Source organism: Wolbachia endosymbiont (group B) of Pammene fasciana (assembly GCF_947251495.1).
In the GTDB taxonomy this organism is placed as follows: domain Bacteria; phylum Pseudomonadota; class Alphaproteobacteria; order Rickettsiales; family Anaplasmataceae; genus Wolbachia.
Map to the genome: position 1 here is coordinate 967,872 of NZ_OX366360.1, position 14,143 is coordinate 982,014.

General features: G+C 34.5%; 8 protein-coding genes and 1 pseudogene. 6 read left to right on the plus strand and 3 right to left on the minus strand.

What is annotated here, in order from left to right; genetic code table 11:
* The first annotated feature begins 54 nt into the window (after positions 1-54).
* The 6 genes and pseudogenes from hflK to OPR29_RS04580 all read left to right on the plus strand — a co-directional run bounded on the left by hflK (position 55) and on the right by OPR29_RS04580 (position 11,011).
* Positions 55-1,080 carry an FtsH protease activity modulator HflK gene (gene hflK / locus OPR29_RS04550; protein ID WP_265025134.1) on the plus strand — a complete coding sequence of 342 codons (1,026 nt, stop codon included), beginning with the start codon at positions 55-57 and terminating at the stop codon, positions 1,078-1,080.
* A gap of 2 nt (positions 1,081-1,082) precedes the next feature.
* The gene (gene hflC / locus OPR29_RS04555; RefSeq protein WP_007302430.1) at positions 1,083-1,955 is read left to right on the plus strand and encodes a protease modulator HflC; all 873 of its coding nucleotides are present in this window, start codon (positions 1,083-1,085) and stop codon (positions 1,953-1,955) included.
* Between the two features lie 3 nt (positions 1,956-1,958).
* On the plus strand, positions 1,959-3,422 hold the full coding sequence (locus OPR29_RS04560) for a DegQ family serine endoprotease (protein WP_265025135.1): 1,464 nt from the start codon (positions 1,959-1,961) through the stop codon (positions 3,420-3,422).
* Between the two features lie 372 nt (positions 3,423-3,794).
* Positions 3,795-8,227, plus strand: a pseudogene (locus OPR29_RS06025) (collagen-like protein).
* Between the two features lie 4 nt (positions 8,228-8,231).
* Positions 8,232-9,548, plus strand: coding sequence for a hypothetical protein (locus OPR29_RS04575; RefSeq protein WP_265025138.1), 1,317 nt, complete (start codon positions 8,232-8,234; stop codon positions 9,546-9,548).
* A 506-nt stretch (positions 9,549-10,054) separates the two neighbouring features.
* Positions 10,055-11,011 (plus strand): IS5 family transposase, encoded by a 957-nt coding sequence (locus OPR29_RS04580; RefSeq protein ID WP_213863789.1) that lies wholly within the window; start codon positions 10,055-10,057, stop codon positions 11,009-11,011.
* A gap of 5 nt (positions 11,012-11,016) precedes the next feature.
* On the opposite strand, the gene wmk (OPR29_RS04585) is transcribed toward OPR29_RS04580, so the two are convergent.
* The 3 genes from wmk (OPR29_RS04585) to OPR29_RS04595 all read right to left on the minus strand — a co-directional run bounded on the left by wmk (OPR29_RS04585) (position 11,017) and on the right by OPR29_RS04595 (position 14,104).
* Positions 11,017-11,832 carry a WO male-killing family protein Wmk gene (gene wmk, locus OPR29_RS04585; protein WP_265025139.1) on the minus strand — a complete coding sequence of 272 codons (816 nt, stop codon included), beginning with the start codon at positions 11,830-11,832 and terminating at the stop codon, positions 11,017-11,019.
* A gap of 89 nt (positions 11,833-11,921) precedes the next feature.
* Positions 11,922-12,830, minus strand: a complete 909-nt coding sequence (gene wmk, locus OPR29_RS04590) for a WO male-killing family protein Wmk (protein ID WP_265025140.1) — start codon at positions 12,828-12,830, stop codon at positions 11,922-11,924.
* A gap of 86 nt (positions 12,831-12,916) precedes the next feature.
* A complete protein-coding gene (locus tag OPR29_RS04595) occupies positions 12,917-14,104 on the minus strand; it encodes a hypothetical protein (protein ID WP_264376223.1) in 1,188 nt (395 codons plus the stop codon).
* Positions 14,105-14,143: the final 39 nt, after the last annotated feature.

Below are 14,143 nucleotides of genomic sequence, written 5' to 3' on the forward strand. Positions count from 1 at the left end.
TTTTTGATAAGATTAAGTAATATCAGCGTATTAGTTATACAATTAATAATTTTTATGGATGAGCGTAATCCTTGGAATCTTGGAAAGAAACCGTCAGGTTCAAGTAATGAAGATATTTTAAGTAAAGCTGTGTCTGATATAAGATGCTTTTTTAATGGCTTAACCAGAAATAGAGGGAAAAAACCTTATTTCATCATTTTTATTGTTTTGTTGTTTTATTTTTGTACTGGTTTCTATATTGTCCATCCGAGTGAGGAAGGTATAGAACTTACTTTTGGCAAATATTCCAATACAGAAACATCTGGTTTGCGTTATCACTTTCCCTACCCTATTGGTAAGGTTTTTAAAGTGAATGTTAAAGAAGTAAATCGTGAAGAAATTGGGATAAGCAGCTCTTATGGGCGAGATACAGATCGTGGTGAAGGAGTGATGCTTACCGGAGATGAGAATATAGTCAACGTTAACTTTGAGGTCCAGTGGCGAGTTAGAGATGCCAAAGATTATTTATTCAAAGTGCGGGATTATAAACCTGGTTTCAGCGTTAAAAATGCTGCTGAAAGTGCTATGAGAGAAATAATAGGTAAAAATACGATCTCTTTTGCACTCGAAGGTCAAGGTAGGGCTGAAATCTCCAGAGATACTAGAATTTTATTGCAACAGATTCTTGATGGATATCAAATGGGTATAGAAATTTTATCTGTTCAAATGAAAAAAATTGACCCACCAGAAAAAGTGATTAGCTCATTTAGGGATGTACAAAGTGCTCGTGCAGATAAGGAGCGTACTATAAACGAAGCATATGCTTACAGTAATGATATTATACCTCGTGCAAAAGGTGAAGCAATAAAGATAAAATTAGATGCAGAAGCATATGAGAACGAAGTAATAAATGAAGCGAAAGGTAATGCAAATCGCTTTTTATCTCTTTATGAAGAATATAGACAAAATCCTTCTCTTGTTAAGAATCGTATTTATCTTGAAACTATGGAAAATATTTTTAGCAAGGTAGATAAATTTGTTATAACAGACGATCTGAAAGGTATGTTCTCTTATTTACCTCTTACAAATCTAGGAAAATAGTCATGAGTAGTAATATTAAAATTGTTTTTGCTTTTGTATTTGTTGCATTATTGATTGCATTATCTAATTCAATCTTTGTTGTTCAAGAAACAAAACAAGCAATAGTTATACAACTCGGTAAAGTCGTAAAAGATGTTAGGGACAGTGGTTTATATTTTAAATTGCCATTTATAAATAACGTAGAATTTCTTGATAAGAGAATTTTAGATCTAAGTCCTGATAAAACTCCAAGGGAAGTGATAACTGCAGATCAAAAGCGTATTATAGTAGATGCTTATGCAAAATATAAAATAATAGATCCTATCACTTTTTATCAGACTGTGAAAAATGAATCAGGGCTAGTTAGAAGATTATATCCTGTCATAGAAGCTCACATAAGGGAGAATATAGGAAGATTTTCATTAATTAGTTTATTGAATGAAAAGAGATCAGAAGTTATGCAATTAATTCAACGTGGAGTTTATTCTGAAGCTGGAAAATTTGGCATAGAGATAATAGATGTAAGAATTAAGAGAGCAGATCTACCAGAAGAAAATAGTTCTGCAATATTCCGCCGCATGCAAACTGAAAGAGAAAAGGAAGCAAAAGAAATTAGAGCAGAAGGAGAACAAGCTGGACAAGAAATTAGATCAAAAGCTGATAAATTAAAAAGGGGAATTGTCTCTAGTGCAGTAAAAGAATCACATGAAATAAGAGGCCGTGGTTATGCTGAAGCAACTAGAATCTATAATGAGGCATTCAAGGTTGATGAAGAGTTTTTTAACTTTTATCGCTCTATGAAAGCTTACAGTAAATCATTTGCTGAGGGTAATACTAAATTTGTGCTTTCACCAAATAATAATTTCTTAGATATTTTGAACAAGGGATGGAAATAGTTTATGAAAAGTAAAGCATTTATTTTATCTATATTTGCATATTTTTTAATTTCATTTGCTTCATATGCTAATCTGTTTGCAAAAACAGTTGCAGATCCTGTATGTAGTTGTAATAAAGGGCTTGCTGATATAGTGGAAGAACTTATTCCCGCAGTTGTAAATATTTCAAGTGAGCAAATAGTTAAGCAAGAAAATAACAGTAGAACTAAAATTCCCTTTACGCCAAGAAATAATTTCTTTGATGACTTTAGAGAATTTTTCGAGCATTTTGATCAATTTTTCGATAGAGCTCCTAGCATTAATAGAGAAGTGACGTTACTTGGGTCTGGATTTATTATAGATAAAAGTGGAACCATAGTAACCAACTATCACGTTATTAAAAATGCCCAAGATATTACAGTTACTATGAACGATAATACTTATTTCAAAGCAGAAGTTTTAGGCTATGATGCAAAAACTGATCTTGCTGTGCTTAAGATTAATTCTGATAAAGATCTTCCTTTTGTTGAATTTGGTAATTCTGATAAAGCAAGAGTTGGTGATACAGTTATTGCAATAGGCAACCCTTTTGGTTTGGGTGGCTCTGTAAGTACAGGAATTGTGTCTGCAAGATCTAGAGACATTAGTATTGGTACTATGAATGAATTTATTCAAACTGATGCTGCAATTAATAGAGGTAACTCAGGGGGACCACTATTTCATCTAAATGGAAAAGTTATAGGTATTAATACTGCTATTTATTCCCCATCTGAGTCTGGCGGTAACGTGGGTATAGGCTTTGCTATACCATCTAATCTAGCTATTTCAATTATTGACACATTAAAAAGTGGTAAAAAAATAAAACATGGTTGGCTTGGCGTGCAAGTTCAGCCTATAACAAAAGAATTTGCTGAATCCTTGAGTTTAAAAGATATCAAAGGTGCATTAGTTGCAAGCGTAGTAAAGGGCAGTCCTGCAGAGAAAGGAGGAATCAAAGTAGGTGATATACTATTAGAGTTTGACGGCAAAAAAATTGATAGAATGACGCAATTACCTCATATGGTTTCACGAACTGAGCCCGGAAAGAAAGTACAGGTTAAGTTACTTAGAAAAGGTAAAGAAGTCAATATCAAGGTTGCAATCGAGGAATCTACAAATGATGATTCAGGTAATAATCAAGAAGAAAATAAATCAACATCTAGTTATATAAGTGGTTTAACCGTTTCAAATTTGCCAAAAGAACTAAAAAAAAATGCACCCACAAAGGGTGTAGTAGTTACTAGTGTAGATAGTAGTAGTAATTCTACACTACGTGTTATTAAGAAAGGTGATATAATTATTCAACTAGATGGAATCGATATTGAAAATACTAATGATTTTCAAAAACAAATTGATTCAGCAGTAAAGAAAGACGGCAAAGATTCAGTAATGTTGCTTATTTACCGCAATGGAAACCAGTTTTTTACTTCAATCAAATTGAAGAAGTAGCTATTTATCTAGCTGGTCATGAAAAAATTGCTTGACAAATTTAACTAGCTTCTTTACCCTAAGGGTGAGGGCTTTTCTGTAGATTAATAAAATTTATCCCTATACTGAAAACGTTTCCAACGAGATTATGGAAGAACTAGATTTCAGTATCAAGCACTGGAACAACATCATCTATAAGATGAAAGAGCTGGAGTGGTAAGAAATTCGATAATATAAAGCATTTTTATGCTCAGTTGTAAAAAAATAACTTTCTTTCACAAGTTAATTTATAATTAAATTAGTGTAAAATATAATTATATTTACTGATCATCATTATTAATCAATAATTAATACCCATAAATTAATTATATCTAATCGCAAAGGGAGGTGGAGATGCGTTTTAAACTAGAAAAGGAAGGTATCCTACAAAAAGATTGTAATAATAGAACTGGTCGTAGGATACCTGCACAAATAAGATTAAATAACAAAACAACATTTAGCCTGCCTAGTGTATCTTACATTATTCAGGATGACGCTACTGGTCAGCGTTTTCAAATTTGGGATTTGAAGCATGACGTGGCAAGTATACTAAACGACTTATCTCAAGAGCTACAACTAAAGCTAGAAAGCGTAAGAAATGATTACAAATTCGCTTTAGTTACTACCTCTGATCAACCTTATTATTATTACTATGATGGCAACGATACTATGATAGATACTATTGATCGTATACCTCATGGTTACACAGATGGTTTCTATGTTAACGCATATAATCGTGAAAGCTGTAGTATTTATTATGAATTGCTAGAAAACAGGAAGGTTTTAATAGATCCAAAAGACATAATTAGTAGCGAAAATGTCAGTCTTATTTTGGAAGATCTTAAAAGTTCACCTGATAAAAGACTCAAAATAAAAATAGGAGACTATTTGTTTAAAGAATCAAGAAATATATACAAATTATATAGGAGCGCTCAGGTATATAATTTAACTGGTGGAAAAGTTGGCATATTGAATGATATCCTTTCAGCATTTACTCGTATAAGCAATACATTCCAGTTATTCCCTTTTCATGAAATGGAGAGCTTGAAAGCACAAGATACCTATTTCGCAGTAAAAAAGTTAGGCAATAGTTATGTTGGTTGCATATCGTATGAAAATAGCACATGCAAAAATTTTTATAATTTTAACCCTAATTCTTTTGGGTATGAGCACGACAATAGACCAGGTCCATATCCTTATTATTATAACTTAGAAAATTTTGATAACTTTTTGGAGGTTGATGTGAATATTCAAGAACATATAAATTTAGAAACAGAAATTGAACTTTTAAAACGCAGAATAGACAGATTAGAACGTACTGGTGTACAAGGTCCTAAAGGTGAGCCAGGTGAAAGGGGACAAAAAGGTGATAGAGGCTTCGATGGAGCGCCTGGTCCTCAAGGTAACAAGGGGGATACTGGATCGTCAGGTGCGCATGGATCAAAAGGTGATCAAGGACCTAAAGGAGAAAAAGGGAATCAAGGCACTAATGGAATAACTCCAAGTATTAGTCAAGTTGTTACCGAATTTTCTTCTAACAGAGCCCATCTATATCCTTTAGCAGCAGCTATAATGGAAGAAGATCAGAGTAATTCCATGGGATTTTCAGAAAGAATAGCACATCTTTTTGGTGAGCGTGTAAAGCGAGAAGATTCTTTAAAAGCGTTAGTTAAAGGCGTACAAGGTCCTCCAGGCCAAAAGGGCGAACCAGGTCGTAACGGTCAACGGGGTTAAAGGGCGAACAAGGTCCCAAAGGTAATAAGGGTGACCGAGGTTTTCCTGGTCCAGAAGGTTCTAAAGGAAATACTGGCTCAAAAGGTGAGAAGGGAGATGCCTCAAGTGCTATAGAAATTGCAACTGAATTAGTTACCAGTAAAAAAGCTGAGCTAGGAGAAGCAGTTCTTAACGCAAATGGTATCAAAGGTGAAAATCTTGCAACTCAGATTGCCGGTAAAATTAATCTTAATTCGCAGGAACTTGTGAATAAAATTGATGTAGCAAAACTTACTGAAGGAGTAGTAAGTAAACTTTCTTTAGAGGAAGCAAAAAACATTATAAAAGATACTGTGAGTAAGATAACAAGCGATGCCACAAAGAAAAATAATCCCGATCCTATAGCCTTCCAAAAATATGAAAAATTTGCAGAAAAGCTTGCTAAACTACTTGTTGATAGAAGCAGTATGAGCGAGATAGAAGCTCACAATCTTATAAAAGGTAAGGTGAGCGATTGGGCACTTGCTAAGTATCTTCTGCTTCATAGTGATTTAAATAATCAGCCAAAGGCTCTAGAAATCGTGAAGCAAGAAATAGACAAGGAAAAATTAGTTGAGTATTTGCTTGAGTATGCCAAATTAAAAGGCGATGTGAATGCAGCAAAAACAATAGTTGAAAATATTGTTCATCAGTTCTTTGACACTCAAAAAGTAGGTGAATTAGGAAGAGCAGTACTAGAAGCAAAAGATGATCAAGATAAAAAAGTGCTGGTAAATGATCCAGTCTTACGTGAAGGAATAGCAGAAGAATTGAGACAAAATCCAGGAAAGATAAAAGGTCCCAAAGGAGATACTGGTTCTAAAGGTGATAAAGGAGATACCGGAACAGATGGATTGCCAGGTGCACAAGGTCCTAAGGGAGAGCCAGGCATAAAAGGTGAGCCAGGCATAAAAGGTGAGCCAGGCATAAAAGGTGAGCCAGGTATAAATGGAACAAAGGGAGATATTGGTCCTAAAGGATTAGACGGAGCCATGGGAATAAAAGGTGATATGGGTGAGAAAGGAAAGATAGGTTCTAAAGGTGACAAAGGAGATACTGGGTCTAAAGGTGATAAAGGTAGAGATGCAAGTCCTGAAGAAGTTGCACAAAAATTAATTAATAATGGCACTATTGCTAATCAGGTGCTTGAATATCGTGACCAAGGCGGAGATTTAGTATTAGAGAAGCAAGTTGCAGGAAGAATTATTAGTAATCAAGATATTCAAACAGGAATAGCCATTGCATTAGCTGATAACAGAATGGAAGAGCTAGCAGATGTGTTACTAAGTGATTCTAATCATACATTAGTAGAAAACCTTGCAAATAATACCGAGCTAACACAAAGCATTGCAGAAGAACTAAGGAAAAATCCAGGAGAAGTCCAAGGTCCAAAGGGAGAAAAAGGAGATATAGGTCCTAAAGGATTAGACGGAGCCATGGGAATAAAAGGTGATATGGGTGAGAAAGGAGAGATAGGTTCCAAAGGTGACAAAGGAAAACCAGGCACGAATGGGTTGCAAGGTCCAGAAGGTCCTAAGGGAGAGCCAGGTATGAGGGGCTTCAATGGTACACAAGGTCTTACAGGCAACAAGGGTGAGCCCGGTATAGAAGGATTAAAAGGAGATATAGGACCTCAAGGTATAAAAGGTGAGCCAGGTATAAATGGAACAAAGGGAGATATTGGTCCTAAAGGATTAGACGGAGCCATGGGAATAAAAGGTGATATGGGTGAGAAAGGAGAACCAGGTGCAAATGGATTGCAAGGTCCAGAAGGTCCTAAGGGAGAGCCAGGTCTGAGGGGCTTCAATGGTACACAAGGTCTTACAGGTAACAAGGGTGAGCCGGGTATAGAAGGATTAAAAGGAGATATAGGACCTCAAGGTATAAAAGGTGAGCCAGGTATAAATGGAACAAAGGGAGATATTGGTCCTAAAGGATTAGACGGAGCCATGGGAATAAAAGGTGATATGGGTGAGAAAGGAGAGATAGGTTCTAAAGGTGACAAAGGAGAACCAGGTGCGAATGGGTTGCAAGGACCTAAGGGAGAGATAGGTTTGCAAGGACCTAAAGGTCAAGTTGGTAGATCTGGTCTTAAGGGTATGCCAGGTCCACAAGGTCCAAAAGGAGATACCGGAGCTCCAGGTGCGAATGGATTGCCAGGTTCCAAGGGAGAAGATGGAATAGGTGCTACATTAGCTGATCAGTTTTTACGTGAGATAAGAAAAGCAAAAAATGAAACTCTGGATGCTAAAAAAGCAGCAGAGGCAGCTAAAAATGCTTCAGAAGGTTTTGCCAAACAAGCTAAAGATACGGAAGATAAGGTTAAAATACTACACAATCAAACAGTGAATCTTACAGGAGAAGCTGAAGATTCTGCTGATCAAGCACTTCAATCCGCAGAAAATGCGGAAGCATTGCATAGTAGCGTAAGAGATATGTTTTGTACAACAAATCCTGCAGATCAAGTTTGTAGTGCACGCAGAAGAAGGAGGGAAACTAAAAAATCATCAGTGACAAGCGGAGCAAGCAGACCAACTTCATTTATATCTCAAGTAATAAATTTCTTTTACCCTGCGGTAGGACAGGACAAATATAAAGTAAAAAATGAAATAGAGGAGCTTAATCGAGTGACAAAAATAATAGATGCAGTAGATATTGTAAAAAAATTTGAAGAAGTATTAGGAGAAACAGCTGTGAAATGCGGCATTTCAAAGAAAAGTCTAAATTTTAATCCAGTAGAACTGCAGTCAACCATTATCAATAAGTCATTATCTAATGATGAAAATCATAATGAGTTGTTGAAGCTCTTATGTGTAGCTGCGAAAAAATCATTACCTGATTACAAACAAACTAGTAAATGTTTGGCTACTTTCAAAGATCATATGGAAAAAAGATTAAATGAGCAGCAAAGAGCTTTCGTTAATACTGAAAAAATAGTGGCAGATAATGAGCAGCCAAGGAGTTTTATGAGTTATGTCTCTCCTCCTAGTAGCCTAAGTGCCATTAATCAGCAAGTTGTTGGTTATTTAAGGTAATATCATGGAAAAACATATATTTAAAATAGAGGATAAAAATCCGCTCTATAAAAAATTGATTAAACTTCCTGCTGAATATTATATATTAAACAAAAATAGTAAGGTTATCAATTCACATATTGGTACAATTAAAGTAGAGAATATTAATGGTTTGAAGTTAAAGAAGCAGGGAGATAAAATATCTTTATATGAAGGAAACTTACCCCTGCAGGCAGAAAGATCTGATGAAAGTGGAAACTCTATTAAAGAGGATCTTATTGTAGAACAAGAAGCTATAATAAGTACAAATAGAAACAATATTATAGAAAAGCTTGAATCAAAACCTATCTTGATTTCGCTTTACAACATAAAAGATAGTCCTAACTTTGGCCTCAAATTGTCTGGTAGAGATATAACTGGAGTACTCAATTTTATCAATTTTAACGATGAAAATGACCCAGTACTACAAAAAATTCAAGAAGAAAAAGGTGGACTTTATTTTACAATAGAAGGTGATTATATCTATATATCAGATGAAGAAGGAAAATGTCTTCCAGTATGTGAAGATGGTAGTTGCTATAAGTATCAATACACAAAAAATGAGCATGATATATTAGAAATTAGTGAGATATCAACAATAATAAAAAACTTAACTAAAACTGAGCAATGCAGTGCACCAGCTAAGGCAGGGCAGAATTTTACTTTGCAAAAGGGAAAAGAATTATCGGATAATATCTATCAAGCAGATATCATGTTAAACGGTAAGCTTGTAGCTACTTTACCAAAAATAGGTTACTGCATGCTTGATGACCAATTGGTCATACATAATCACGTTACAGAAGAAGAGATAAAAATTCCTAGAGACTTTCATTATCTTAAAGTAGTCAAGTCCAGTAGTAATGATGATTATCAATTAACGTTTTGTAATTTCTTAGGTAATGAGTTTTTTGAACATAAAAAATACGATTCTCAATACTCAAATATTCCAGATAAATATCAATATATAAGTTTAAACTGTATGAAAAAGGAATATAAGCCAAATTTCTGCAAGTTACTTAACGATAAACCATCTTTTTTTATTGCAAAAGGAACTACTAATCAAGATTCTTCAGGCCACTGCCCAGCTGATGTATTTGAATTAGCAAAACGTGAGAAAATGGCTACATTAATTGATCAATTTGGCTTTTTCAATAAAGAGGGTAAGTTTCAATATTGTGATTACCATACAAAAGCAGATTACGATGTTTATGATTCTTATAAAATTAATAAAGAGTACACAGCAACAGATGAGTTTCTCTTCAATGATGACATAGTTCTTTATACTATTCCAGCGCTATCTTAACCACGCACAAAGTATATTATAATTGTTTCAATAATTGTTTTTAAAATTGAATCGAGTAGACTTTCAAGCAGTGTAAAAATGTATTCTTTTTAGTTTAGATTCGCTACCATTTTGCCGCTCGTTAGTACCGCAGTGGTTTTGTAATAGAACACAAGCTGCAAAAACTTAAGGAAAAAATGGTCAGTGCTTGACACTGGCATCTAGTTCTTTCTATCAAAAATGCTGTAAAGTGTTCACCAATTTAGTTGGATCCCAGTACTGGGATGATATTATGAAGACCTAGCAGTTTATAACGGTGTCATTCCAGCGCGTGGCGCTGGAATCTAGTTCTTATTACCTGAGTCTTCTGGGTCCCAGTACTCGTATGACAAAAAAAGGGAGTATTGGTTTCAGCATTAGCCGTGCATCTGGATCCCAGTAGGCTTTGTTGCACCACTCAAGGAAAGAACAGGCAGTTACTGATGGAATTTGTTATAAAATAGATATTTAGCCGACAAAGGAAAAATATGCCAATAAGAATGAAAGTCAGTAACTGCAATGAATATAACAAATTTCTTCAAGAAAGGGGAAATGTTTTTCATTATATCAACGATGCCATTGAAAATTGGTACGAAAATAGTCCAAAAGTAGCAGGTGGCAACAATGTCTACAGCGACAAAGTAGTGATTCTAATTCACATAATAACCTATCTATTCAGGATTGGTCTTAGGCAAACAGTGGGATTTATAGAGAAATATCTTGAGCAAATAGGGAAAATTTTGCAAATTATCAGCTATTCGCAGGCTTCAAGAAGGTTTAAAAAGCTTAATATCAAAATCAACGACTGCAGAGTTGATAAGAACGATATGGAAGATATTGAAATTGCTATAGATAGTACAGGTATCAGCATCTACAATAATATTCCAGGCCATAGTAAGGCAAATGGTACAGATAGAAAGTATCGCCGCTATGAGCAAACAAGAAAGCTACATGTAATGCTAGAGATAGGTAGTAAAAAAGTTATAGCTGCAAAATACAGTAGTGGAGTTTATTCCGACCACTATGGAGCCTGTGATCTTATTGAAAGAGTGGATACCAAGTATAACATAAGCACGATATATGCAGATAGGGCATATAATCGAAAGAAGTTATACAAACTGTGCGATGAGCTTGACATAAAGACAAGGATTCCTCCGCAAAATAATGCAGTAGAGCATCCAAAGTTGGATTATATGAATGAGAGAAATTCTACAATCAAGCTCATAAAGTCATATGATGAAGATGGTATGAAGAGGTGGAAAAAAGAGATAAATTATTGGAAGAGATCTTATATAGAAAGTTTTTTCTCGCGACTGAAGCAAATATTTGGATTTAGTTTTAGGAATAAATCTGAGATTAATCGTGAGAAGGAACTGCTACTCAAGTGTTATTTGCTTAACAAATTTACTGAAATAGGCATGGCTAAGTTTGATATAGCTTCATGAATTTATTATACATTACCCACTATCCGAAGAGCTGTGCAACAAAGCCCTACCGTATCCAGTAATTCTTGATCCTCAATTTTTTCGCATTTACCTATAAACCCAAAAACTGGCTCATTTTCATATTCTGTTAGTCCAAGAGCTTTAATGTTAACTGATAATGTCTTTGCTATCTTATATAATATTTCAATTGGAATATCTGTATATCCTCGTTCATAGTCGTGTATTTCTTTAGGTGTTGAACCGATTTTATTTGCCAAGTCCTCCTGAGTGTATTCCCGTATTAATCTCTCCTCTTTTATCCTTTTCCCCACTTTGTAGAGTATAGAATCAGTACAAATTTCTTTCTCTATATCATCATACTCATAAGTAGATAAGCGAGTCACTTGGGAAATAATATCAACTGAAACTCCTTCTTTCACTAGATTCTTTGCTACTTCTATTTTCGCTTCTTCTTGGCTAATTTTCTCGCTAATATATACAAACCTTACTAATGGATACAGCTTCTTGCGTAATTCCTGATCCTTAATTTCTCTATGTATTTTTGTTAGATAGACTATTTCTTTATCCTCATCTTCATACCAACTGTTTTCTCTTAGTACTGTTGGTTCTGGAAGTAGATCTATAACATTAACTGACAATGCTCCTGCTATTATATACGATTCTTTGATTGTAATAGCCTTGCACCCTAGTTCAAAGTTATGTATTTCCTTATATGTTAAACCAATTTTGCTTGCTAATTTTGCCTGAGTATACCCTTGTACTATCCTACAACCTTCTATTTTTTTCCCTAGCTCGTAGCTCAATATGCTCTGAATTATCATAGATAAATCCTCTAAAAGCTGTTTTTCCTACAGAAGCAAACATATATTCTATCACAAAAAAATCCACTATTGGCTAAGTTTTTATGAAATCACAAAAATTTCTCAATCATATAATTTGATAAGCCTGTCGTTTGCAAGATAATATCAACAGAAATTCCTTCTTTCACTAAATTCCTTGCAACTTCAATCTTCTTTTCCTTTCTGACCTTTTCTCTATAAACATGTATACCTTCAAATAAAGACTTGATTAGCATATCGCGTAATTCCCGACTCTCAATCTTTTTGTATTCTTCTATCAACTTTGATAGCTTTTCTTCCGCTTCACTATCCTCATCTGATTCGGGAAGTAGATCTATGATACTGATTGATAATACCTTTGCTATTTCATCTAACATTTCAAGTGAGACAGCAGCTCTCCCTTGTTCATACTCGTATATTCCTTGATTTGTTATGCCAACTTTATTCGCTAAATCTTTTTGTGTATATCCTCGTATCAATCTCCACTCTTTTATCCTTTGCCCTACTTTGTATGGAATGGGAATTTTGTTCTCCTCACACTCACCAATAGATAAGTTAGTTGTTCGAGAGATAACATGAGCAGAAACTCCTACTTTCATCAAACCCCTTGCTACTTCTATTTTTACCGCTTTTCTGCTTCTTTCCTCACTCAAACGAATAAATTTGGTTAATAAATAAAATACCTCGCTTAATTCTTTATCTTTATAACCCTTTACTAAATTTAATATTTCTTCATCTTCAAAATATCTTTTTTCATTTGGTAGCGTCTCTCCACAAACTAGACCTTTAACATTTACTGATAATGCTTCTGCTATAGCATATAATTTCTTAATTGGAATTTTACGACTCCCTTTTTCATATTGCAGTATTGCCCAGTACTTTACACCAACCTTCTCCGCTAAATCCTTCTGAGTATACCCTCTCTCTAACCTCCAATTTTTTACTTTTTGCCCTACCTCACAGTCTAGACTTTTTTCCATACAAAGAACCATACATATAATATTTTCTACTATAGCTCAAAGGCTCCAGATATAATGGTAGACTCTGGAACCTTAAAATAAATGAATTAAAGCCCCCTAAAAGTTTCTTTACTATTTTCACGTACTTTATCTACCCATGAAGACAATTTTTCACTTGGGCTATCAACCTCCTTCATAAGCTGCTTGCTATTCCATATGCCACATCTCATAAAACTTCCCTTTTCTACTGCTTCTTTAAGTTTTACTCCAGCAAAAAGACAATTTTTTCCTATTTCTTCGCCTCTTTCTTGTAATTTAGACCACATTTCCTTATTTTCTACTCTGACTTGTACTTGATCATATTTTTTTACATCGTGGTACAATATAATATCTAGCTTACCAATGCTTGTAGGAAATTCTAATATAATAGAGCTTCCATCTGACATATCGATATAGTTTCTTATACCTCCCTTCTCACTTTTAACCTCAACTGCATCATTGCCAATTTTTAAAATATTACTTCCTAACTCTCTCAGTATTTTGGCTACCTCTACCTTGCTATCCCCAGAAAATTCTATATACGATGTTGTATTATCTATTTCAACATCTATTAATTCTCCTTCTTGCACAGCACTTTCTCCAGCTTTCTCTAGTTCTTCTAGTCTCTCATCTATCTGTGGCTGAACTTCTGGTTGTAGCTCATTATAGATTTCACCTATCAATTTATTCTCCAATAAAGTATCATGAAACTCTGCACCGTTTAGCATTAGTTTACGTATTAGCTTTTTACGATCAGCCTTATCAAATTTATGAAAATGTGTACCCAATATTACATACTCAGCAAAGCTCCATTCCCCATCATTACATGCATTTAGCCTTTCTCCAGATGCTAATACTTGGTCTATGGCTTTATGCAATTCATTTACGCTTTTTGCCTCTACTACAGAACTCTTAAACCAGCTTAACTTTTCACTTTCGCTTGCACTTGGCTTTATTTTTTTCAAAGCTGAAGTAAATGGATTTAAATATTCTGCTTGATCGTTTAAAGGTTTTGTACCATATATATAATCAAGCCCTTTTCCATAGTTGATTTGAACGTCTCTATTAGAGGAGGGCACTTCTCCAGGTTTTTTAGCCTTATTAATTTTGCCTACAAAGGTGGATTGCTCCTTAGTACGACCAATTCCTATAATCGCATTTGATATTTCACCCTTTGATAATCTATCAAGATCAACATTTAATTCGTAAACACCTCCTTCTTGATCATCAAAAGGTACAATTATTTTATTAACCATATTAGCCTCCGCTATTAAATATACTTTACTAAGTCTACA

Bases quoted from the DNA above. Each gene is read 5' to 3' on its own strand.
- OPR29_RS04575 (WP_265025138.1), top strand. From the start codon at position 8,232: ATGGAAAAACATATATTTAAAATAGAGGATAAAAATCCGCTCTATAAA.
- OPR29_RS04580 (WP_213863789.1), top strand. From the start codon at position 10,055: ATGCCAATAAGAATGAAAGTCAGTAACTGCAATGAATATAACAAATTT.
- wmk (WP_265025140.1), bottom strand. From the start codon at position 12,830: ATGGAAAAAAGTCTAGACTGTGAGGTAGGGCAAAAAGTAAAAAATTGG.
- hflK (WP_265025134.1), top strand. From the start codon at position 55: ATGGATGAGCGTAATCCTTGGAATCTTGGAAAGAAACCGTCAGGTTCA.
- wmk (WP_265025139.1), bottom strand. From the start codon at position 11,832: ATGATAATTCAGAGCATATTGAGCTACGAGCTAGGGAAAAAAATAGAA.
- hflC (WP_007302430.1), top strand. From the start codon at position 1,083: ATGAGTAGTAATATTAAAATTGTTTTTGCTTTTGTATTTGTTGCATTA.
- OPR29_RS04595 (WP_264376223.1), bottom strand. From the start codon at position 14,104: ATGGTTAATAAAATAATTGTACCTTTTGATGATCAAGAAGGAGGTGTT.
- OPR29_RS04560 (WP_265025135.1), top strand. From the start codon at position 1,959: ATGAAAAGTAAAGCATTTATTTTATCTATATTTGCATATTTTTTAATT.